Origin of the sequence: Streptomyces sp. NPDC050315, assembly GCF_040655775.1 — a bacterium.
GTDB lineage: Bacteria > Actinomycetota > Actinomycetes > Streptomycetales > Streptomycetaceae > Streptomyces.
This window is the reverse complement of the sequence record NZ_JBFAKN010000001.1, coordinates 50,602-73,682: the sequence shown is the minus strand read 5'-3', so window position 1 is coordinate 73,682 and position 23,081 is coordinate 50,602. Positions and strand designations below refer to the sequence as shown.

Annotated in this window: 15 protein-coding genes; 5 read left to right on the top strand and 10 right to left on the bottom strand. The window is 70.5% G+C overall.

Annotated features, from left to right (window positions below):
* The first annotated feature begins 54 nt into the window (after window positions 1-54).
* Together AB0I82_RS00335 and AB0I82_RS00330 are read left to right on the top strand one after the other, a co-directional pair.
* The gene (locus AB0I82_RS00335) at window positions 55-738 is read left to right on the top strand and encodes a TNT domain-containing protein (RefSeq protein WP_363254762.1); all 684 of its coding nucleotides are present in this window, start codon (window positions 55-57) and stop codon (window positions 736-738) included.
* 20 nt (window positions 739-758) lie between these two features.
* Window positions 759-992: a hypothetical protein gene (locus AB0I82_RS00330; protein WP_363254761.1), complete on the top strand. Its 234-nt coding sequence runs from the start codon at window positions 759-761 to the stop codon at window positions 990-992.
* On the opposite strand, the gene AB0I82_RS00325 is transcribed toward AB0I82_RS00330, so the two are convergent.
* Genes AB0I82_RS00325 through AB0I82_RS00310 form a run of 4 tightly spaced genes read right to left on the bottom strand, consistent with a single transcriptional unit; the run spans window position 985 to window position 5,608 of the window.
* Window positions 985-2,418, bottom strand: coding sequence for a GH1 family beta-glucosidase (locus tag AB0I82_RS00325; protein WP_363254760.1), 1,434 nt, complete (start codon window positions 2,416-2,418; stop codon window positions 985-987). The two genes, AB0I82_RS00330 and AB0I82_RS00325, sit on opposite strands and share 8 nt — an antisense overlap.
* A 37-nt stretch (window positions 2,419-2,455) precedes the next feature.
* Window positions 2,456-3,322, bottom strand: coding sequence for a carbohydrate ABC transporter permease (locus AB0I82_RS00320; protein ID WP_363254759.1), 867 nt, complete (start codon window positions 3,320-3,322; stop codon window positions 2,456-2,458).
* Window positions 3,319-4,281: a sugar ABC transporter permease gene (locus AB0I82_RS00315; protein WP_363254758.1), complete on the bottom strand. Its 963-nt coding sequence runs from the start codon at window positions 4,279-4,281 to the stop codon at window positions 3,319-3,321. The genes AB0I82_RS00320 and AB0I82_RS00315 overlap by 4 nt, the downstream gene beginning before the upstream one ends.
* Before the next feature lie 34 nt (window positions 4,282-4,315).
* A complete protein-coding gene (locus AB0I82_RS00310; RefSeq protein ID WP_363254757.1) occupies window positions 4,316-5,608 on the bottom strand; it encodes an extracellular solute-binding protein in 1,293 nt (430 codons plus the stop codon).
* A 265-nt stretch (window positions 5,609-5,873) separates the two neighbouring features.
* Between AB0I82_RS00310 and AB0I82_RS00305 the strand changes: the two genes are divergently transcribed.
* The gene (locus AB0I82_RS00305; RefSeq protein WP_363254756.1) at window positions 5,874-6,890 is read left to right on the top strand and encodes a LacI family DNA-binding transcriptional regulator; all 1,017 of its coding nucleotides are present in this window, start codon (window positions 5,874-5,876) and stop codon (window positions 6,888-6,890) included.
* 7 nt (window positions 6,891-6,897) lie between these two features.
* Here the strand turns inward: AB0I82_RS00305 and AB0I82_RS00300 are convergent, their stop codons facing one another.
* The 6 genes from AB0I82_RS00300 to AB0I82_RS00275 form a co-directional block, all read right to left on the bottom strand.
* On the bottom strand, window positions 6,898-7,761 hold the full coding sequence (locus AB0I82_RS00300; protein ID WP_363254755.1) for a polysaccharide lyase: 864 nt from the start codon (window positions 7,759-7,761) through the stop codon (window positions 6,898-6,900).
* 71 nt (window positions 7,762-7,832) lie between these two features.
* Window positions 7,833-9,518 carry a right-handed parallel beta-helix repeat-containing protein gene (locus tag AB0I82_RS00295; RefSeq protein WP_363254754.1) on the bottom strand — a complete coding sequence of 562 codons (1,686 nt, stop codon included), beginning with the start codon at window positions 9,516-9,518 and terminating at the stop codon, window positions 7,833-7,835.
* 78 nt (window positions 9,519-9,596) lie between these two features.
* Window positions 9,597-11,405, bottom strand: a complete 1,809-nt coding sequence (locus tag AB0I82_RS00290) for a right-handed parallel beta-helix repeat-containing protein (protein WP_363254753.1) — start codon at window positions 11,403-11,405, stop codon at window positions 9,597-9,599.
* Window positions 11,402-12,634 carry a glycosyltransferase gene (locus tag AB0I82_RS00285; RefSeq protein ID WP_363254752.1) on the bottom strand — a complete coding sequence of 411 codons (1,233 nt, stop codon included), beginning with the start codon at window positions 12,632-12,634 and terminating at the stop codon, window positions 11,402-11,404. Before AB0I82_RS00285 ends, AB0I82_RS00290 begins: the two co-directional genes overlap by 4 nt.
* Before the next feature lie 79 nt (window positions 12,635-12,713).
* The gene (locus AB0I82_RS00280; protein ID WP_363254751.1) at window positions 12,714-13,610 is read right to left on the bottom strand and encodes a hypothetical protein; all 897 of its coding nucleotides are present in this window, start codon (window positions 13,608-13,610) and stop codon (window positions 12,714-12,716) included.
* A 750-nt stretch (window positions 13,611-14,360) separates the two neighbouring features.
* Window positions 14,361-15,758 (bottom strand): tetratricopeptide repeat protein, encoded by a 1,398-nt coding sequence (locus AB0I82_RS00275; RefSeq protein WP_363254750.1) that lies wholly within the window; start codon window positions 15,756-15,758, stop codon window positions 14,361-14,363.
* Between the two features lie 1,452 nt (window positions 15,759-17,210).
* Here AB0I82_RS00275 and AB0I82_RS00270 point away from each other — a divergent pair.
* Together AB0I82_RS00270 and AB0I82_RS00265 are read left to right on the top strand one after the other, a co-directional pair.
* Entirely contained in the window at window positions 17,211-19,673 is a 2,463-nt protein-coding gene (locus AB0I82_RS00270) for a Pls/PosA family non-ribosomal peptide synthetase (protein WP_363256022.1), read from the top strand.
* Between the two features lie 143 nt (window positions 19,674-19,816).
* Window positions 19,817-23,074 carry an amino acid adenylation domain-containing protein gene (locus tag AB0I82_RS00265; protein ID WP_363254749.1) on the top strand — a complete coding sequence of 1,086 codons (3,258 nt, stop codon included), beginning with the start codon at window positions 19,817-19,819 and terminating at the stop codon, window positions 23,072-23,074.
* Window positions 23,075-23,081: the final 7 nt, after the last annotated feature.

The window sequence follows — 23,081 nt, the reverse complement described above, 5'->3', positions numbered from 1 at the left end:
TTGCGGAACCGTCCCACGCAGCCGGTCTGCACATCCGCACAAGGAGAGCCCCGAGTGAACCGACTCCGTACCCTGCTCGCCGCGCTCGGCCTGGCCGCCGGGCTGGCGGCCGCCCCTGCCGCGAGCGCCGCGCCGCAGCAGCAGGAGAAGCGTCCCGCGGCCGCGGCCGCCGCCCGGCACGAGCCCTGCACCGGCAAGTTCAACGGTGACGCGCGGCTCGGCCCGAAGTGGCTGCCGAACAAGCGGCTGGCGCCGGTGGGCCCGCTGCTGAAGGGGTACCACCGGACGGGCACGCTGTCGCCCGCCGCCTTCCTGAAGAAGTACTGGGAGGGACCGGCCGACTCGGGCAGCTGGAAGTACCCGCCCAACGACGGGTTCGCCGAGGTCAACGGCGAAATAGACAAGGAGCCCGCGAAGCTGCGCACCGGCCAGCGGCTGGACCGCTTCGGCTCCGAGTTCGGCGGGTACCTCGCGCCGGCCGGCGACCCGTACGCCGAGCGCGCGCTGCCCCCGCAGAACCTCAACACCCGCGAAGCCGCTTCGCAGTGCGACTACCACACGTACAAGGTGATCAAGCCGTTCTGGGTGTGGCAGGGCAGCATAGCCCCCTGGTTCGAGCAGCCCGGCGGCGGCCAGCAGATCAAGCTGGACGCGGTGTTCCTGAACCCGGGGGAGGGGCAGCGGCTCAATGTGAAGTGGCTGCTGGACCACGGGTACCTCACGCGGGTGGACGCATAGACCGGAGGGCGGACGAGGCCATGGACCGGCAGCAGCTGCGGTCCGCGCTGCGCGCGGCCGGGGTGGCCGACGGCCACTACCGCATCGAGGGCGTGTACGAGCCGGCCCCCACGCCCCCCGACTTCCTGTACCTGTGCAGGACGCCGGACGGGGCGTGGGAGACCGGTGCGTACGAACGCGGCTGTTACGAGGTCATCGCCCGCCACCCGGACGAGACGACGGCCTGCACCCACCTGCTGGACCTGCTCACCTGAGGGCCTCCGGCAAGGCATTCGTGCGGGACACCTTCGCGTACCACTGGGCGCTCGCCTTCGGGATGCGGCGCCCGGTCGGGTAGTCCACGTACACCGCGCCGAAGCGCTTGCTGTAGCCGTGGCCCCACTCGAAGTTGTCCAGCAGTGACCACAGGAAGTAGCCGCGCACGTCCACGCCCGCCTCGATGGCGCGGTGCACGGCCGTCAGGTGGCCGTGCAGATACGCGATCCGGTCCGGGTCGTGCACCGCGCCGCTCGGGTCGGCGTAGTCGTCGCACGCCACGCCGTTCTCGGTGATCATCAGCGGCAGGTCCGGTACCTCACCCTTCAGCCGCAGCAACAGGTCGTACAGGCCGCTGGGATCGACCGCCCAGCCCATCGCCGTGGTCCGGCCCGGCGGACGGTGGAAGACCACCTCGTCGGCGCCCGGCCAGGGGCTGTGGCCGCTTTCGCCGTGGCCGTCGAAGGAGTGGTCGGCCTCCGTACCGTCCGCCGCGGACACCAGTGTCGGCGTGTAGTAGTTGACGCCCAGGAAGTCCAGCGGCTGTTGGATCGTCGCGGTGTCGCCGTCCCGCACGAAGGACCAGTCGGTCAGCCGCGCGGTGTCGGCCAGCAGATCGTCCGGGTAGCCGCCGTGCAGCAGCGGGCCGGTGAACACCCGGTTGGCCAGGGCGTCGATGCGCCGCGCAGCGTCGGTGTCCTGGGGGCTCTCGGTACGGGCACGTACCTGGTGGATGTTGAGTGTGATCGCGACCTCGGCCGCGGACGGCAGGGCAGCGCGCAGTGCCTGGACCGCCTTGCCGTGCGCGAGGTTGAGATGGTGTGCGGCGCGCAGCGCGGCGACCGGTTCGGTACGACCCGGCGCATGCACCCCGGAGGCGTGGCCGAGGAAGGCGCTGCACCACGGCTCGTTGAGTGTGATCCAGGTACCGACCCGGTCGCCCAGCGCCTCGGCGGCCAGCGCGGCGTACTCGGCGAACCGGGCGGCGGTCGCCCGCTCCGGCCAGCCGCCCGCGTCCTCCAGCTCCTGCGGCAGGTCCCAGTGGTACAGCGTGACCACCGGCCGGATGCCCTTCGCCAGCAGCTCGTCGGCCAGCCGGCGGTAGAAGTCCAGGCCCTTCTGGACGGCGGGACCGCGCCCGGTCGGCTGGATCCGCGGCCAGGACAGCGAGAAGCGGTATGCGCCCACGCCCAGCTCGGCCATCAGGGCGACGTCCTCGCGCCAGCGGTGGTAGTGGTCGGTGGCGATGTCGCCGTTGTCGCCGTTGCGTACCTTGCCCGGCGTGCGCGCGAAGGTGTCCCAGATGGAGGGCGTACGGCCGTCCTCGGCGGCCGCGCCCTCGACCTGGTACGCGGCGGTGGCGGTGCCCCAGAGGAAGCCCGGCGGGAACGAACGGGCGGCGTTGTGTTGCGATGCGGTGGTCAAGGGGTTCCTTTCGACAGAGGGGATACGGGCCGGGCGGTCATCCCTTCACCGCGCCCTGCATGATCCCGCCCACGATCTGGCGGCCGAAGACGACGAACATGGCCAGCAGGGGCAGCGTGCCGAGCAGCGCGCCCGCCATGATGAGCGACTGGTCGCGGACGTAACCCGCACTGAGCTGGGTCAGCGCGACGGGGACCGTCGGGTTGGTCATGTCCAGCGCGATGAACGGCCAGAAGAAGTCGTTCCACGCGTGCACGAACGTGATCATGAAGAGGACCGCCATGGCCGGGCGGGCGACCGGCAGCACGATGCTCCAGAAGATGCGGAGCGAATGCGCGCCGTCCACCCGGCCCGCCTCGACCAGCTCATCGGGCAGCGCCTCGGCCAGGTACTGCCGCATGAAGAACACACCCACCGCGCTGACCAGGGTGGGAAAGATGACCGACGGCAGCCGCTGGCCCCAGCCCAGCTCGCTCATCATCATGAACAGCGGCACGACACCCAGCTGCGGCGGCACCATCATCGTGCCGATGACCAGCATGAGCAGGATGTTGCGCCCGCGGAAGCGGAGCTTGGCGAAGGCGAAGCCGGCGAGGGTGGCGAACAGTACGGTCGACAGGGCGATGACACCGGCCACGATCAGGCTGTTCGTCATGGCCTTGCCCAGCGCCGCGTCCTGCCACGCCTTTCCCAGGTTCTCGAAGAGATGCGGGCCCGGCAGGAACGGCGGTGGCGTCTGCGACACCCGGGTGTTGTCACTGGAGGCCGCCACCATCGTCCAGTACAGCGGGAACAGTGACGCGAGTGTGGCGATGGCGAGCAGGACGTAGGCGAGTGGGCCTGCGTGGTGCTGGCGTCCGGCGCCGGGGCGCAGGGACAGCCGGAGACGGTGGGTGGTCTTCACTGGCTGCTCCTGGACTGGACGTGCCGGGGGCCGGCCGCGCGGGAGGCGAGGCGCTTCACCACGCGCTGCACGACGAAGACGAGGATCAGCAGCAGGAACATCGCCCAGGCGATGGTCGCGGCGCGCCCCATCTGGTAGTTCTTCCAGCCCTCCTCGTAAAGCAGCAGGCCCAGGGTCTGGTACTGGTTGTCGGCGCCGCCGGTGATGCCGTTCGGACCTTGGCCGAAGATGAGTGGTTCGCCGAAGAGCTGGGTTGCGCCGATCGTGGACAGCACGATCGTGAAGACGACCGTGGACCGGATGCCGGGGATGGTGACCATGCGGAACTGCTGCCAGCGCGAGGCGCCGTCCAGCGCGGCGGCCTCGTACCGCTCGTCCGGCACGGCCTGCATCGCCGCCAGGTAGAGCAGTGCGTTGTAACCGGTCCACCGCCAGATGACGATCGAGGAGATGGCGAGCTGGGCGGCCCACTTGTCGTTCTCCCAGTTCACCGGGTCCATGCCGACCAGTCCCAGCAGCCAGTTGATCATGCCGAAGTCGCGCTCGAAGAGCATCGTGAAGACCAGCGCGGCGGCGCCCACGGACGTCGCGTACGGCGTCAGCGCCGCGACCCGGAAGAAGGCCGAGCCGCGCAGCCGGTAGTGGAGCAGATGCGCCAGGCCCAACGCCATCAGCAGCTGCGGGACGGTGGAGACCACGCCGAGCGTGAAGGTGTTGGCGAGCGCGTTCCAGAAGCGTTCGTCGCCCCACAGTGCCGTGTAGTTGTCCAGCCCGACCCACTCCATGAGGTCCATGGAGGACAGCTCGACCCGGTGCAGCGAGATCCACGCGGTGTAGAGCAGCGGATAGAAACTGAATGCGGCGAAGACGACGAAGAACGGGGCGACGAAGGCGTACGGGGCGCCGCGCACGTCCAGCCGGTGCCAGAACGTACGCCGCCGATAGGTCTGCAGGGCCACCGGGGACCTCCTGTATCGGTCGGTTCCGGGGCGGTCAGCCGGTGGCCTTCTTGATGCGGTCGTCGGTGGTCTTCCAGGCCGCTTCCTTGCCCTTGCCCTGCGCTTCGATGAGCGTCAGGCCCTGCTGGAAGATGTCCTTGATCGTGCCGTCCTTGCGGCCGAGCACCTGCTTGTCGGGGATCTCCCGGGCGGCGGCGCCGAAGATCGCGCCGATGGGCGCGTCACTGAAGTACGCCGACTTCGCGTCCGCCACCTCGGGCGCCTTCAACGCCTGCTGCGAGGAGGGGAAGTTGCCGAGCTTCTCGAAGAGATACGCCTGCTGCTCGGGCGCGGTGAGCCACGCGACCAGCTTCTTCGCCTCGTCCCTGACCGGGCTCCGCTCCATGACGCCGAGGAAGGAGCCGCCCCAGTTGGCGCCCTTCGGTGCCTTGGCCACGTCCCACTTGCCCTTGTTCTTCGGGCCCGCCTTCTCGCTGATGTGGGCGAGCATCCACGCCGGGCACACCGTCGTGGCGAACGTACCGTTGGCCAGTCCCGGGTCCCAGCCGGGCTGGAACTGGCGGAGCTTGGCGGTCAGATCCGCGGAAGCGGCCTCGGCCGCCAGGTCCCAGGCGCCGGTGACGACCGGGTTGTCCCGGTAGATCAGCTCGCCCTTGGCGTCGTAGAACTGCTGGGAGCTGCCGTAGATCATGGCGTTGAACAGACCGCTGGCACTGTCCATGAACGCCACGCCGTCGCCCTTGAAGCCGGACTTGAACTTCCGCCCCGCATCGACGTACTTCGACCAGTCGCCCGCCCACAGCTCCGCGACCTTCTCGCGGTCGGTGGGCAGCCCGGCCTGCGCGAACAGGTCCTTGCGGTAGCAGACGGCCATCGGGCCGATGTCGGTGCCCAGGCCGATGACTTTCTTGTCCGCCGTGGTGACCTGGTTCCGCTTCCAGGGAAGGAAATGTCCGGTTCCGGGGACCTTCGACAGGTCGGCGAAGGTTGCGGCCCGGGTGTCCACGAGCTCCTTGGCGCGCCCGACCTCGATGCCCTGGATGTCCTTGAGGCCACTGCCGGCGGCGAGATGGGTCTGCAGCGCGGTGTAGTACGTCTGCTCGTCCCCGGCGATCTCCGCCTTGATGGTGACGTTCGGGTGCGCCTTCTCGTAACGCTCCAGCAGGCCGGCCTCCTTGAAGCCCATCACGCCGTACAGGCCCATGGTGATCGTGACCTTGCCGTCCTTGATCCCGCCGCCGGTGTCCGCCGCGCCGTCACCGCCGCAGCCGGCGACCAGGCCGAGCGCGGCAGCGGCCGCCACCACCGCCAGAGCTCTTCTCGTCATCGTTTTCCGAACGCGCATCGCGATTCCCCTCCCGGAGCCATGCCGGACTGGGCACGTTCCCATTCGCCGACAGCGGCGACTGGGCACGTGCCCACCGATGTTCCGGAAGAGTGACGGCAGCCGCCGTGTGTGTCAATGACTTGAACACAGACGGGAGTTGACGCTCCGCTCGGCACACTGCTCGAAGACGGTCGGGAACGCGCCGGAGGTCTGGCACAATGCGCTGGTGAACGGGGCGGGGACGGGACACGGCGGGGGTGGCGCGATGCCGGGCGGACAGCGGCCGACGATAAAAACCGTGGCGGCACGCGCCGGCGTCGGCCGCACGACGGTCTCACGCGTCATCAACGGTTCGACGCTCGTCAGCGACGAGGCCCGGGCCGCCGTCCTGGCCGCCATAGCCGAGCTGAACTATGTACCGAATTCGGTCGCTCGCGGCCTCGTCACCAGCAGGACCAATTCCATCGCCCTGGTCATCCCCGAATCGGAGTCCCGGCTCGGCGCCGAGCCGTACTTCGCCGCCGTGATCCGCGGTGTGAGCATCGGGCTCGCCGACACCCGGACCCAGCTCCAGCTGATCCTCGTCCGTGACCAGGGCGAACGCGACCGGCTCACCGCGTCCGTCGCGGAGCGGAGGGTGGACGGCGTCCTGCTGGCCTCGGTGCACGAACACGACCCGCTGCCCGCGCTGCTGGAGGACATGGGCCTGCCCACCGTGCTCGCCGGCCGCCGCTCACCCGAGGAGTCGCTCAGCCACGCCCACGCCGACAACGTGGGCGGCGCCCACGCGGCCGTACGGCACCTCCTGGAGCGCGGCCGCACCACCATCGCGACGGTCACCGGGCCGATGGACATGGACGTCGGCCGCGGCCGGCTCCAGGGCTGGCAGGACGCCTTGCGCGCGGCCGGTGCGCGGCCGGAGGAACGCCTCGTGGCCCGCGCCGACTTCACCGAGGAGGGCGGCCGGGCCGCCGTGCGCACGCTCCTGGACCGCGTCCCGGACCTGGACGCCCTCTTCGTGGCCTCCGACGTGATGGCGGTGGGCGCCCTGAGCGAACTGCGCGCCCGAGGGCGGCGCGTCCCCGAGGACGTGGCCGTGGTCGGCTTCGACGACTCCTTCCTCGCCCGGCACAGCCACCCGCCCCTGACGACCGTGCGGCAGCCCGTCGAAGAGCTCGGCACCACCATCGCCCGGGTCCTGCTGCGCGAGATCGCCGACCCCACCGCCCCGCGGCAGCAGATCGCGCTGCCCACGGAGCTGGTGGTCCGCGAGTCCTCCTGACAGCGGGTCAGTCGCGCCGTACCGGACCGATGCGCTTGTGCGAGACGGCGAACGCCGCGAAGTCCGCGTAGTCCGCGTCCGGCGTCGCCCAGCTCGGGTCGGAGCCGCCGAAGAAGGTCGAGAAGAACACACCCTCGATCTGCAGCTTCTCCGAGGTCCGGAACTCCAGCTCGTCCTCGCGCAGCACCCGGCGGCCGTCGAGGAACACCTCCACCGAACCGTTGTCCTTGCCCGGTGTGTTGAGCCGTACGGACTGTTCCACGCAGGTCCAGCGGCCGGTCGGCCACTTCCACTTGCCGCGGCCGAGCGAGGTGCCGTGCTCCACGGAGGTCGGCAGGTACGCGTACACCTCGCCGCGCCCCTTGCGCCGCCACATGTACCGCGTGGACAGGCCGTTCTCGCCGTCGGGGATGTGCCGGCCGCCGGTGACCGAGCCGCCGTACAGGCCGGGCAGCTTGCCGCCCTTGACGAAGTCGAAGCCCTTGGGGAAACGCAGGTAGTACCGCAGGTGGAGGGAGTCGGTCGGGCCGGAGCGGAGCGGCAGGTACAACTGCGCGCCGCCTTCCGGGCGGCCGTAGCGGCGGGCGACGGTGGGGCTCGCCGAGTCGGCCGGATAGCGCACCCGCAGCACCGGCCCGTACACCGGATGGTGCCGCAGCGCGGCGCGGGACAGGCCGAAGGAGCCCTCCTCGCGCGGCCTGAGCCGGGGCCCGAAGAACCGGGCGACCGCCGCGGTGTCCCAGTCGAGGGACGAATCGGGGGAGGGATCGTCCGTTTCCCGCGGCGGGGGTTTCTCGTCCGAGCCGGAACACGAGGCGAGGAGGGCGGCCAGCGAGGCCGCTCCCGCGGCGACGAACTTCCGACGGTCCATGGGCCGGGTGCTCCTGTCCTGGCTCGGGGGCATCGGCCGCCCCGCCGCACGAGCGGCGGGGCGGCCTGCTGTCAGGCGGCGGCGACGCGGTAGGACACCGCCGAGCTGCTCGCCTGCTTGGCGCGCAGCGTCACGGTGCCCACCGAGTCCGCCTTTCCGGTGGCCACCGTACGGCCGTCGGCGGTGAGTTTGTACGAAGCGCCCGGATTCAGGCCAGTTACCGTGAACGCCGCGGAACTGGCCGAGTCCAGCTGCACGTTGACCGGGTTCTGGTCGCGGAAGGCGATCGACCCGGGCGTACCGGAGTCACCCTTGACGGAGTACGTCAGTCCGGACGGCGCGGTGTTCCGGTCGAAGTACGTCCCGGTGGTCTGCTGGGTCAGCGCCCCGGAGGCGAACGTACCGGTGAAGGTGTTCCCCTTGAACGCCAGGTCGTCGCTCTGCCCGATCTTCAGGACGTTGCTCCCGCTGCCGTCGAAGGTGTTGCCGGTGAACGTCAGCCGGGCCGGCCTGCCGGTGTCGTTGGTGTACGCGGGCCTGTCCGTGCCCTGGTACGTGTACACGGCGTAACTCCCGCTGTCCGTCACGGTGTTGTCGGCCGAGGTGATGTCCTGCGAACCGACGCTGTAGCGCAGCCCGAACTTCGCCCGCGTGACGGTGTTGTTCGCGATGACGTCGTCGCTGCTGTCGAAGACCGCGATGCCCGCGCCGTTCGGCTGGTCGTGGACGTTGTTGTCGCGCACGACGGAGTCGGTGACGCCGCGGTGCAGCATGATGCCGTGCACCTGGTTGTCGGTCGGGTCGTCGTCGCCCGGCGGCAGATAGGGCGGGATGCCGTTGTGGTCGCTCTCGTTGCCGACGATCTCCAGGTGGTCGCACCGCTGGGAGCAGATGATCCCGTGATTGCCGTTGTGGTGCGCGTGGTTGTTGGTGATCGTCAGGTAGTCCGAGTCGTCGTGCGGGTCGAGCCCGTACGCCACGTTGTGGTCGTACTCGTTGCGGTCGAACGTCATCCCGTAGGCGCCGAAGGTGTAGGTGCCCATGTAGTTGTGGTGGAAGCGGCTGCCGATCTGGTCGCCGAGCACGTCCAGCTTGTCGCAGACGTCCTGGTGGTTGATGTCGCAGCCGCGGGCCTTGTACGCCACGCCGTAGCTCTCGGCCGCGTAGTAGCCGAGGTAGCCGATGTCGCTGTGGTAGATGTTCATCGTCGACTGGCGGGGCGTGCCGTCGGCGTCGAGGTAGGACAGCGCCCGTATGAAGGGCCGTCCGCGCTCCCCGGAGGCGGCGGAGATGTCGGTGTCCGGGCCGTTCTTCTGCTTGTCCCAGGACGTGATCTCGACGCGGTCGATGTCGATCGTGCCGTACTGCGCGGTGATCGAGGCGACCTCGGTGGGCCCGCCGCCCGCCGGGCTGTTGAGCCGCAGGGTGTCCACCTCACCGCCCGCGGCGGAGCCGTGCAGCTGCAGGGTGGCGCCGTTCTGGATCACCAGGTTGGCGTCCAGCTGCCAGGTGCCGGGCGAGCCGTCGACCTGGCGCAGGGGAGCGCTCGGGCACAGTGTGGTGATGCCGGACGGCGTCGATGTGCCGGACGTGAGGTAGAGGGTGTTGGTACTGGAGGCGTACCGCACCTGCCCGGAACAGGCCGCGGCCTGTGCGGGCGGGGCGAGCACGCCGGTCAGGCCGGTGACCAGGGTGCCCGCCGAGAGCAGGACGAGGCCCGCGCGCAGGGATCTGATGCCGGATGAGCGGTCGGTCATGGTGTGCGACTCCTTCTCCGGTTCGCCGGCCGCCGTCCCGGTGGGGCGGCGGCCGGTTTTGATACGGCTGACGTTGCGTCAGGCCGTGTTCTCCACATGTCCGGCGACCTTGGGCCGTGGGGTGCCGCGGTGCCGGACGTGATGGAGGGTCTGCAGGACGACGGCCAGGGCCAGCGCCACCAGGGCCGCGAAGCCCAGCCAGGGGAACGGCGGCAGCGAGACCTCGGTCTTGCCGTGCCGTTTGACCTCGCCGTCCCCGTCCAGGGCCACCGGGGCCCGGACGCGGGAGTCGGTGAGGTCCAGCAGGGACCGGGCGTCCGCGTCGATGCCCTGCCGCTCGGCCAGGACGTCCAGGGACTTACCCGACGCCCGGACGCCCTCCGCGAGGTGCATACCGCGGTGGGAGCTGCCGATCGACACGTTCTCCAGGCGGGCCGAGGCACCGAGATCGACGGCCGTGGTGCCGCCGGACAGGGCGCCGCCGGTGACCTTCAGCCCCGGGGAGCTGGAGGCCAGGCCCTTGCGGCTGGCCTCGCTGACCCGGACGCCGTTCAGCGTGATGTGCCGGGTCGCCCCGGAGACGAGTACACCGGTCTCACCGCCGTCCACCCGGACATCACGCAACGCGACCCGGTCGGCCCCGCCACCGATGGCGATGCCGGTGCGGTTGGCGGACAACGAGGTGCGTTCGATACGGACACGGGAACCGGTGATGCCGATGCCGCGGTCGAAGCCACTGAGGGAACCACCGGAGACCGTGGCACCCCCGATGCCCTCGGCCAGCAGGATGCCGGGCTCGCTGCCGTTGTGCCCGGTCAGCTCGGGTTCCCGCACCGAGACCGTGCTGTCGCTGCCGGAGACGCGCACCGCGGCGCGCGACGAGCTCTCCACCGCGGCCTTGTGCACGACGCACTGCCGGCAGGACGCCAGGTCGATGCCGCCGCCCATGTCGAAGTGGGAGGCGGGGTTGTTCAGCCGCAGACCGCGCTGGAGCGTGGCCTTGATCCCCGCGCCGTCGTTGTCGCGGGTGCTCAACCCGTTCAGGGTGCGGTGGTCGGTACCGCCGAGGGCGATGCCCGTACGGCCGTTGGATTCGGCCGTGAGGCCGCTCGCCTTGGTGCCGCGGTCGCCCTTGAGCACGATGCCGTCCTCGACGGCGCCGGTGGCCGTGACGTTCTTCAGGCTGACGTTCTGGGAGCCGGCCAGTCGCAGCCCGGTGTGGTTGTCCTGGAACGTCGTACGGGTCGCCGAACCCGTGCTGCCCCGTGCCCAGGTGACGCCCGACTGGTCGGCGGTCGCGGACGAGCCGATCCGGCCGAACCCACTGACGGTGGCGTTGCGGAAGTCCATCCGACCGCCCGCGCCCATCGAGAGATACGGGCGCCCGGGCGCACTGGCGGGCGCGGGGCTGGAGCCGTCCTCGGTGACCGAGGCCAGCGTGGTGCTGTCGACGTCCAGGGCGGCCCGGCTGCCACTGATCCAGGTGCCCGACTTGGCCGTCTTCCCCGCGGTGAGCAGGACTTTCTTCGTCCGGTCGTCGATGCGCAGGATGGTGTCGGGGGCGAGCAGCACGGCGGTACGGATGCGGACGGTGGACGGCCGGCCGGGCTCGGAACCGATCCACTCCCGCCCGGCGTTGGCGGCCAGCCAGCCCAGCGAGACGGACGGCGTCCCCGGATACAGCTGACGTACGACGACGCCGTGGCTGAGCAGGCTCACACTGCGCGGCCGCAGCACCATCAGCTTGTCGGGCTGCCCGGTGCGCTGCCAGGCGGCGACGTCCTCGGGCAGGCCGACGGCCGCCGCCGGCGCGCTGCCCTGGACGCCGGCGGCCAGGACGGCCGAGAGGGCGGCCGCGGCCGCCCCGAAACGGTGTACGGTTTTCATGCGCCTGCCTCCGAACCTGCGGCCTGCGGCGAGGTCCGCACCGCGACACCGTTGACGACGGACACCTGCCGGGTCAGCCAGCGCTGCCTGCGGATGGTCAGCAGGGCACAGATCTTCACCCCGGCCATCAGGAACGACACCAGCACGAAGCCGGGGACCAGGAAGAACGACGACGGCCTGCGCACGAGGTGCGGCAGCATCTTCATCGCCCGGCTGATCCACCACCAGGCGGCCAGGCAGGCCACGAAGAACCAGTCCTCCCGGATGATCGCCCAGACCATGAAGAACGGCGCGATCAGCAGCGTGAAGCTGCTCACGGCCTTGTCGGCCATGGTGAAGGCGAGGAACGGATGGCGCCGGATCCAACGGGACGACAGCGCTCTGAGATCTGATCTCCAGGTGTTGCGGGACCAGCGCAGCCGCTGCTTCATGAAGATCCGCCAGGTGCCGGGGAAGGTCGACCAGACCCGCGCCGAGCGCTGCATGTACGTACGGTGGCCGCGCGCCAGCGTCAGCGTGGTCAGCCGCTTGTCGTCGCCGGACATGCACGGCACGCCCATGAACGTCTCGTGCATGAACTCGTCGGATATCTCCAGCAGCAGCTCCCGGCGGTAGACCGCGGTCCGGCCGGAGAGGCAGGAGACGGCCCGGCCCACGGCGGTCTGGGCCGCGTTCTCGTCGAAGTACCGGTAGTCCAGGTACATGTCGTTGACCCGCTGCAGGAACCCCCGCGGGTTGTAGACGTTCTGCCGGGTGCCGACGCCGCCGACCTTCGGGTCGGCGAACGGCTTGCACACCTCGGCGGCCACGTCGTCCGCCCAGATGGTGTCGGAGTCCACCAGCGCGACCAGGTCGGTGCGGCACGCTTCCCAGCCGCGGCGCAGCGCGTCGCGCTTGCCGGGCACATCGGTGATGACGACGGTCACGGGATAGCGGGCGGCGACCTTCTGGCACGCGTCGTCGGTGACGTCGATGACGAGGACGATCTCCTCCACGTCATTGGCCAGCCACGATTCGATGGCGTGCGCGAAGATTTCGGGGTCTTCCTGGTACACCGGGACGACGATGCTCAGCGGCAGCCGGAAGTCGTTGCGCACCGGGCGGTACAGAGCGGCCGGCGCGCGGCGCACGAGCCAGCAGCTCCAGCGGACCAGGCCCAGGATGCCCAGCGGCAGGTAGACCAGGTAGTACCGGAAGTCGTAGAGCGTGGTGTCTAGTAGGGCACTCATGGTTCCGTTCTCGATGACGGGTGAGCCGAGGCCGGGCAAGGGGGGAGTGGGGGGCTCGGGAGGGGGGTGTCCGCGCGGGTCAGGCCAGTTCGGCGGCCAGTTCGTCCGCTTCGCGGTCAGCCCGCTCGATCAGCCTGTCGTTGACCTCGACCACGGCCTTGAGCAGCGGCATGTCCAGGCTCAGCGACGCGGCGAGGCCGAGGAAACCCTGCGTGTCCTTGGGCAGGCACACCCCGCCGTACGGCGCTCCCCCGCGGATGCCGTAGAGCGGGTTGTAGGAGCCCTCGGCGGACCGGGCCACGGTCTGCGCGATGGGGTCGAGGTCCAGCCCGAGGGTCTGACTGACCAGCCACATCTCGTTCCAGAAGCTGATCTTCGTGGCGTTGTAGATGTTGTGGGCGCACTTGACCAGCTCGGCCGCGGCCGGGTTGGAGAAGGTACGCAGCTCCCCGCCGAACGGCGCCAGCAGCGCGGTCAGCCGCTCCACCGTCCGGTTGCTGCGGGAGGCGATCACCGTCATCCACGGGTGCCGGAAGTCCTCCAACGCCGTGGCGGCGCGCAGGAATTCGGGGTTGCCGGCCAGCGCGAAGCCCTCGCCGACGGACTTCCCCGAGTGCTTCTCCAGCAGCGTCTGGACGAGGCCCTCGGTGGTGCCCGGCGGCACGGTGGAGCGGACGACCACGGTGTGGTGGCCGGTGGCGTCGGCCAGGGCCGCGCCCACCGAGGCGGTACCGTCCTCGAAGGCGGTCAGGTCGTAGCGGTGTCCGACGTTGGGCGTGGGCAGCGTGAGGAAAATGAAGGCGTCCGGTTCATTACGCAGATCGAGCACGTCGCGCGCGTCCAGCTCCTGCGAGCGCAGGTATTCGAGCCGCTGGTGCGAGATGTCGATGAAGGTCACTTCGTGGCCCGCGTGTAAAAAGCCCTTACCGGTGGCCGTGCCGACGACGCCGGAACCCACGATGAAAATACGTGCCATGGTGCTGTCCTCCTGGTGGATGTGCTCGCTCGACGCGACGCGACAGTGGTAACGAAAAAGGTGCGGGCCGGAGGGAACCGATCCGATGTCACGGCCGTCGGAGCGATGGCGCACGGGACGGGCCCGCGCGTTCCGGTGAGCTCGGACGGGACAGTGCTGCCGGGTGCGTCAGGCCCCCCTGCCTGATCAGCATGTATGCATCCTCCGCCGGACGGCGCCTGTACGACTGCGTGACGATGTGAGCGCTGAGTCGCACTCTGCACTCATCGGGACGGACAGTACAGAAGCCGACTTACTGAGAGGGCAGGAAATTGCCGTGAATCCTGAATTCCGTATGCCCGGCTCCGGTACGGGCCGGAAGGCATCGATTTCCTGCGGAAAAGCGCTGCTCGGAGCGGGAAACCGGCAGGCCGGAACTCCGGCCGGTGAGCCGGGCGTACGCCGTCTCCGTGGCGCGGGCACCGGGTCATGACAAGCGTTTTCGTGGGCTGCGTGCCGGGGCCATCGAATTCAGCAGGTTGTCCGAATCGACGAGAGTGCCGGGACCGGTAATCAGACGCGCGGAATCCCTATTCCGTGGCGTCAATAAGAGCGTTCGTCACGCACGTCCCTGCCGCCTCCTCGGCAGCACGCGGCGGAGACCGGCCGCACCGCGCTGACCTGGGCAAGCCCGGCGCGCGGCGGTGAAAGCGCGGTGCGTGGCGTTGGAGCGCGTGCCGCTGGCCTGAACAGTCACTGTGGGTCGTGCGTTCACTGCGCCGCCTGGGCCGCGGCCTTCTTGCGCGCCGCCGCGGCCCGCGCCGGATCGCCGAGCTGCTCCTCCAACCGGGCCTGCGCGGACCAGTTGTACGGGCAGACGGGGCGCAGTTGGATGCGCTCGCTCAGCAGCGTGCGCGCCAGCTCCGTACGGCCCGCGCGCAGCGCCGCCTCGACCAGCGTGCGCTGCACGGCGTCCCGCTGCGCGTGACTGCCGCCGAAGGTGTGCAGCCGGTGCCGGACCGGCAGCAGCAGATCGGCGGCGCGGTCGTACTCCTGCCGCCCGTACGCGATCAGCGCCCGGCACACCGGCAGCCCGATGTCGGCGGTCATCGCGCGGTTGGACACGGTCGGCGCCGCCTCTGTCAGCCACCGCTGCCGGTCCGCGACCAGCCGCTCGGCCCGGCCGATCCGGCCCGCGCCCACGTATGCCATGACCGCGTGCGCGTCGTTGAAGGCGTAGTGCGCGCCGTCGTCGCGGCGCTCCCAGGCGTCGGCGAGCCGCGTCCACCGCCCGCCCTGCTCCTCGCCCGCGAGGTACAGCCGCCACAACAGGGCGGCGGCGTCCAGCAGTTGCATGGCGACGCCCGCCGACTCCTCGTGGTGCAGCGCCGCGTCGTAGATCTCCAGCACCCGCGCCGCGTCGCCCAACTCCAGGGTGTACAGGGCGTAGTGCCACCAGTTGTGCACCGTGAGCAGGGTGCCGTCCGACCAGTCGTCGGTGCGCGCGTCGAGGAAGCGGATGCCGTCGGTGAAGCGGCCTCGCATCTCGTACGTGTGCACCACGCCGTGGATCGCCCACACGTCGCGCGGATGGCGCGCGAGCGCTTCGAGGCCCGCCTCCTCGGCGCGCTCGTAGTGGCCCGACTCCTCCAGGCCGAAGGCGTACATGCCCAGCAGCGGGCCGCGGTGCGGGTCGTCCGCCTCCCAGGCGCCCAGCGCCCCGCCGATGCGGTCGCGCAGGCGCTGGGCGTCCCCGGTGAGGAAGTCGTGCTGATGCCCGGCGAAGAGCGCCAGCACATCGCGGGGATGGGCGACGGTGAGGTCACCGAGCAGCCGGCCGGCGCGGTGCAGATCCCCGTCCAGCCAGGCGCCGGCAGCGGCGAGATGCATCCGCTCCCGGGAGGTCAGGGCCGCCTCGTCCAGACCGGAGCGGAAGCGGCGGAAGGCGTCGCGGGCCGCGGCCGCGTCCTTCTCCTCCGTACCCAGCACACCGAGGTAAGCGGCCAGCACCTGGCCCATCACCGACCGCGGCGACGCCGCCAGCGCCGAGCCGGCCGCTTCGGCCACCTCGGGCCGGAAGAACAGCAGGTGATCCAGGGCCCGTTCGTAGTGGACGAGCGCATCGGCGCCGGTGTGGCTCATCCGGTGCCCGTGCCGGTCCGCTGTCATAGGTCCCTCCTGCGTAGCCGATCCGCCCTCAGCGATGGTGGACGACCGGCGGCCGCCGGGAGCGGAATCCGGTCCCCGGGGGCCACCGCCCGTACCAGGCCAACGACCACCGCCCCTCCTCGGACACGATCCGGACACCGGCCGCCCGCCGACCGGGCCGTACGCGATACGGGACCGGGCGATTCGGTCAGCGGAGCCGGGGCCGGAAAACGGGGCCCCGGACCGCCGCGCGGCACACGCCTGTACCCACGCAGCCCAACCGCCGCGACAGTCACCGCACATCCGGGGCGAGCCGCGGGCCCGCACCGCCCCGGAAGCGGCCGGAACCGGGTACCGCATTCAGGGGCGCGCCGACGAGGTGAATCGGCTCCTCCGCGACCGACTCCTTCCCCCGGCCGCGAGAGTCGGCTAAATCACACACCGTGCTGAGGGCGCCGACCAGCGGGCTCCAGCACCGGGAAGCGGCTGGCGTCCCTCGTGGCACTCACGGCGGAGAGCGGCGGGGCGCACTCCGGTGTTGACAGCGGACGGCGCGCGCGGGCGCGTGCTCGTTGCGTGCGCCCCCACGCCCTCCGAGCCGTTGCGCGTGAGACCGCCCGGTTCCGTTGTGCAGTCCTGCTACCTGCAATTAAACCTGTGGGTGAACCGCTTCTCGCCGAGTTCGGCCACCGGATGGTTCCCGAGTCTGAGCGTGCTTAACCTGCTGTCACCACCGATGCGCGTCTCGAGGGGGAGCCGTGCTCATGACGTCGATGCAGGGTTACGACAGCCTGGTTGGTAGGGGGGAAGCGTCCGGGTCGGGGGGCCCAGGCGCTCACGGAAAACGGGGGGAATTTCTGGATCGCTCGCCGTACGACCGGCCGGCTCGGGCCGTGCGCGCCGCGGGGGCGTGCATGGCGACCGTGCCGCCGCACCGTGTGCCGTCGCACCGGGTCACCTGTTCCGCGCCCATCGGGCGGGCCGCGGAGAGCCACCGCGCACGCCGGTCGGACCTGGCGCGCAGCAGACGCCTGACGATGTGCCGATACCCTGACCGGGCCGCCCTGAGGGCCGACTCGACCGGCCGGGCCGTCGACCCGGACGCAGTACAGAGCCTGGACGCCGTGCCGGGCCGCAGTCACCGCACCGAGGATCCTCGCCCCACAGAGGACCCGGGCCACGCCGAGGACGACGGCGAGAGCGATCAGTACGACCGCATCGAGCCGCGGACCGCGCCTGCCCTTGTGGCGGGTCGCGCAGTGCGTGTCTGTAGTGAGCCCCTTCTTCTCGTGCCTCGCGGCGCCGTCCCTCCCTGCCCCGGGAGGCGACCACCGAGGGCGTCGCACCAGTCCCCCCACCGCGCAGACCGAATGCGTTGAATTCGCGCACAGCTATCGACTTTGACTACAAGGAGCTCACGTGGTGGGAAAGCCTGTCGAGGTCTCGACAGCGGATCTGGTTGAAACTTCAACTATTCAAAATGGGGATATCGCACCGACGACCGGCACCGAGCGGATATTCGCCGAGGTGCTGGCCGGTGTGGTCAAGTCCGAACAGATCTCGGTCGACAGCCACTTCTTCGACGACCTCGGCGCCAACTCCCTTCTCATGGCGCAGTTCTGTGCCCGCGTCAGGAAGCGCGGCGACCTGCCGTCGGTCTCCATGAAGGACGTCTACCGCCACCCGACCATCCGCAGCCTCGCCAGGTCCCTGCCGGCCGTCCCGCCCGCCGCCGAAGAACGGGCGCCGGCGGTCCCCGAAGACCCGGTGCCGCCCGGCAGCACGTCGCGCTTCGTGCTGTGCGGCGCGGCCCAGCTGCTGATCTTCCTCGGCTACTCCTACCTCGCCGGAATGGTCACCATCCGCGGCTTCCTCTGGGTCTCCGCCGGCTCCGGACTGGCCGACATCTATGTGCGGTCGGCCCTGTTCGGCAGCGCCGGATTCCTCGGCATGTGCCTCTTTCCGATCGCGGCCAAATGGATTCTCGTCGGCCGCTGGCGGACCATGGAATTCCCGGTGTGGAGCCTGGCCTATCTGCGTTTCTGGACGGTCCGGGTACTGATCCACGCGAACCCGATGCGGCTCTTCATCGGCAATCCGGTCTACGTGCTGTACCTCCGGGCCCTCGGCGCGCGCATCGGCAAGAACGTCACGATCCTCTCGCCCGCCGTGCCCGTCTGCACCGACCTGCTCACCATCGGCGCCGGCACGGTGATCCGCAAGGAGGCGTACTTCCTCTGCTACCGGGCGCACGCCGGGCGGATCCAGACCGGCCCCGTCACCCTCGGCCGGGACGTCTTCATCGGCGAGCGGACCGTGCTGGACATCAAGACGTCGATGGGCGACGGCGCCCAGCTCGGCCACGCCTCCGCGCTGCAGACCGGCGAGGCCGTGCCGGCCGGGCAGCGGTGGCACGGCTCACCCGCACGGCGGACGGACGTGGACTACGTACGCGTCGCGCCGACCCGTTGCAGCACCCTGCGCCGCTTCGGATACGGCTTCCTCACCCTGGTACAGGTGTGCGTTGTGTACGTGCCGCTGGGCGTCGGGATCATGTATCTCCTGCTGACGGAGGTCCCCGCACTCGGCAGGTGGCTGGGGCCCGGCACCGAGGGGCTCACCTCGGCGGCGCTCTACCTCGACGCGCTGGTCATCTCCGTGGTGGTGTTCTTCGGCTTCACCCTGCTGGGCATGGTCTGGCTGTTCACCGTGCCGCGGCTGCTGAACCTGATGATCCAGCCGGACAAGGTGTATCCGCTGTACGGCTTCCACTACTCGGTGCACCGCGCCATCGCCCGGACGACCAACAACAAGTTCTTCAAGTGGCTCTTCGGCGACAGCTCCTACATCGTCCACTACCTGCGTTACCTCGGATACAACATGTCCCGGATCGAGCAGACCGGGTCGAACTTCGGCACGGACGTGGGGCACGAGACCCCGTTCCTGGCCACCGTCGGCAGCGGCACGATGGTCGCCGACGGACTGTCGATCATCAACGCCGACTTCTCCAGCACCTCCTTCCGCGTCTCCAGGGCGGAGATCGGCGCGCGCAACTTCCTCGGCAACTTCATCGCGTACCCCTCCGGTGGCAGGACCGGAGAGAACTGCCTGCTAGCGACGAAGGTGATGGTGCCGCTGGACGGCGAGATCCGCGAAGGGGTGGGGCTGCTCGGCTCGCCGAGCTTCGAGATCCCCCGCACCGTGGAGCGCGACACCCGCTTCGACCACTTCCGTACGGGTGCGGAGTTCCGCAGGCGCCTCGCGGCGAAGAACCGGCACAACACCGTCACGATGGCGCTCCATCTGTTCCTGCGGTGGGTGCATGTCTTCGTGCTCACCGTGCTGGCCGTCGCGGCGATCGAACTGTACGGCGTGGCCGAGCAGTTGCTGATCGCGGCATACGCGATGCTCAGCATGATCTTCACCGCCGTGTACTACAGCATGACGGAGCGGGTCATCCTGCGGTTCCGTTCGCTGCGGCCGCAGCTGTGCTCCATCTACGAGCCGTACTTCTGGTGGCACGAACGCCTGTGGAAGGTGCCCGACACCCACTTCAACGCGTTCAACGGCACCCCGTTCAAGAACCTGCTGTGGCGGATGCTGGGCGTCCGGCTCGGCCGGCGGGTCTTCGACGACGGCTGCTACATCACCGAGCGGACGCTCACCGCCATCGGGGACGACGCCACGCTCAACATGGGAAGCAAGATCCAGTGCCACTCGCAGGAGGACGGCACCTTCAAATCCGACCACAGCACGATCGGCGCCGGCTGCACCCTGGGCATCGGCGCCCTGGTCCACTACGGCGTGACGATGGGCGACGGCGCGGTGCTGGCCGCCGACTCCTTCCTGATGAAGGGCGAGGAGATCCCGCAGCACGCACGGTGGGCGGGAAACCCGGCCGCCGAAACCCACCGGGCGCCCCAGCGGACCGCATGACCCAGCGACCACCGCACTCGCCGGACGACGCGCACCGGCGCGCGCCGGACGACGCGTCGGCGAAGCAACCGATCACAACGACCGCGCCGCTCCGGACAGCGGCGCGCGGCACCGTGACAGCGGTGCATGGAGGGGGAAGAACCATGGCAAAGCCGGCTGAGAGCGGTCGGGAATTCTGGCGGGGTGTGCTCGTGGGAGGCGGGTCCACCGCGCTCCCGCGGTGGACCCGGCATCCGGTACCGGGCGTCGCCGAACAGGTGGCGAGCGTCCCGGCCGAGGTGGTCACGGCGGTACGCCGGCTGGCGGAGGAGCTGGCGGTGCCGTTCGACTCCCTGCTGCTGGCGGCACACGCCAAGGTCCTTGCGGCGCTGGCGGGCGAGCGGGACGTGGTGACCGGTCATGTCGCCGTACGAGGCGGCCGACCGCTGCCCTGCCCGCTGACGACCGGCGCCGCGACCTGGCGGACGCTGGTGCACGACGTGAACCGAGCCGTCTCCGGACTCCTGACGCACCGTGAGTTTCCGGTCGAGGACCTCCGGCGCGAACTGGGCGTGACCGGACCCGAGTACGAAACCGTGTGGGACCCGACCGGCGGCGAGGGCGAGCCGACCGGCGACACCGTGCTCTGGCTGGGCGTCACGGCACGCGGCGAGGAACTGGTACTGCGGCTGCGGTACCGCACCGAGGCGCTGGACGCGGCGTGCGTGGACCGGATCGCCGGCTACCACCGCCGCGCGCTGGCACTGCTGGCCGCCGGGCCCGACGCCGACCACGCGCGGCAGAGCCTGCTGTCTGCCGGTGAACTCCGCTACCAGCTCGAAGAGTTGGCCGGTCCGCGGCGCGAGCTGCCGGACGCCCGCTTCCACGAGCTGTTCGAGCAGCGAGTACGCGCCCACCCGGACGCCGTCGCCGCCGTACAGGGCACCCGGCAGTGGACGTACCGCGAGCTCAACGCCCGCGCCAACCGGCTGGGCCGCGCCCTGCTGGCCAGGGGCCTGCGCCGGGAAGGCGTCGTCGCCGTGGTCACCGAACGCAACCTGGACTGGATGGCCTCCGTACTGGCGGTCTTCAAGGCCGGTGGCGTCTACCTCCCGATCGAGCCGCACTTCCCGGCCGACCGCATCGCCACCACGCTCTCCCGCGCGGAGTGCGGCCTCGTGCTGACCGAACCCGGCAGCACCGCCACCCTGGACGAGGCGCTGACCGCCGTCCCCGGCGCCCGCAAGATCCTCATCGGCACCGCGTACGAGGAGGGGCACACCGAGGACGACCTCGGCATCCTCATCGAGCCGGACCGGCTTGCGTACATCTACTTCACCTCCGGCTCCACCGGCGAGCCCAAGGGCGCGATGTGCGAGCACGCCGGGATGCTCAACCACCTCTACGCCAAGATCGAGGACCTGGGCATCGGCGAGGGCCAGGTGGTCGCCCAGACCGCGCCCCAGTGCTTCGACATCTCGCTGTGGCAGCTGGTCTCCGCACTGCTGGTCGGCGGCCGGACGCTGCTGGTCGGGCAGGACGCGATACTGGACGTCCAGCGGTTCGTCGACACGGTCGTCGAGGGCCGGGCCAGTGTCGTCCAGGTCGTCCCGTCCTACCTCGAAGTCGTACTGTCCGCGCTGGAGGCCGCCCCGCGCGAACTGCCCGACCTGCACTGCGTGTCCGTCACCGGCGAGGCACTGAAACTGGAGCTGGCCCAGCGGTTCTTCACGGTCCTGCCGGGCCTGAAGCTGGTCAACGCCTACGGCCTCACCGAGACCTCGGACGACACCAACCACGAGGTGATGGTCCGCGCGCCCGAGGGCGACCGGGTACCGCTCGGCCCGGCCGTACGCAACGTGCACGTCCATGTCGTCGACGACCACCTCGCCCCGGTACCGCTCGGCGCCCCCGGCGAGATCGTCTTCTCCGGCGTCTGCGTCGGCCGCGGCTACGTCAACGACCCGGAGCGCACCCGGCAGGCGTTCCTGCCCGACCCGCACCACCCCGGCGCCCGGCTGTACCGCAGCGGCGACCGCGGCCGCTGGCAGGCGGAGGGCAAGCTGGAGTTCCTCGGCCGCCGGGACACCCAGGTCAAGATCCGCGGCTTCCGCATCGAGATCGGTGAGATCGAGAACGCGCTGCTGCGGATGGCAGGAGTACGGGACGGCGCCGTCGTGGTCGCCGAGCGCGCCGACCGCAGCAAGCACCTGATCGCCTTCTACTCCGGACGCGAACTGGAGGTCACCACACTGCGCGCGGGGCTGGGGGAGTCGCTGCCCGGCTACATGGTGCCCGCCGCCTTCCACCACCTGGACAGCCTGCCGCTGACCGCCAACAGCAAGATCGACCGCAAGGCGCTGACCGCGCTGGCCGGGCGGCTGGGGATGGCCGAGGAGGACTACCACGCACCGCGCACGGACACCGAACGGCGGCTGGCCGCCGCCTGGTCCACCGTGCTCGGCATCCCGCAGGAACGCATCGGCCGGCGCGACCACTTCTTCGACCGCGGCGGCAACTCCCTGTCGGCGGTGAAGCTCGCCGTCACCCTGAATCGCGCCGTCTCCCTGAAGGACGTCACCCGCCACCCGGTCCTCGCCGACCTGGCCGACGTGGTCGACGGCCGCTCCGTACGCCGCGAAGGGCTGCTGCACGCCCTCGCGGAGCCGGAGCCGGGCGGCGAGACCGCCGGGGCGCTGGTGTGCTTCCCGTACGCCGGCGGCAACGCGGTCAACTTCCAGCCGCTGGCCCGCGCCCTGCGCGGCACCGGGCGCGCGGTCTACGCCGTGGAACTGCCCGGACACGACCTCGCAGCGCACAGCGAGCCGTTCGCACCCCTGGAGGACGTCGCCGAGCAGGCCGTCGCCGAGATCGTCCGGCGCGGCCTGGACGACGTACTGCTGTGGGGCCACTCCTCGGGCACCGCCCTGGCGGCCGAGACGGCCCGCCGCCTGGAACAGCGCGGCGTGACCGTGCAGCGCCTCTTCCTCGCCGCGCAGCTGCCCGGTGACGCCGCCGCCCGGCGCGCCGCCATGACCGTACTCGCCGGCCGCGACAATGCGACGATCGCCGCGCAGCTGTCGGCGGAGGGCGGCTACACCGAACTGGAGGAGCTGGACGCCCAGCGCGCCGAGCACGTCGGCGCGGCCTACCGCCACGACTGCCTCGCAGCCCACCAGTACTTCGCCGGCCTGCTGCAGGACCCGCCGGCGGAGAAGCTGTCCGCACCGGTCACCGTGGTCGTCGCCGCCGACGACCCGGCCACGGCCGACGCCGGCCTCCGCCACCAGGACTGGCAGCTGCTCGCCGAGGACGTGGCGCTGCACGAACTGCCCGACGGCGGCCACTACTTCCTGCGCACCCGCCCCGACCGGGCGGCACAGGCCGTACAGGCCGCCGCCGCTTTGTTGGCTTCTTCTTGATAACAAC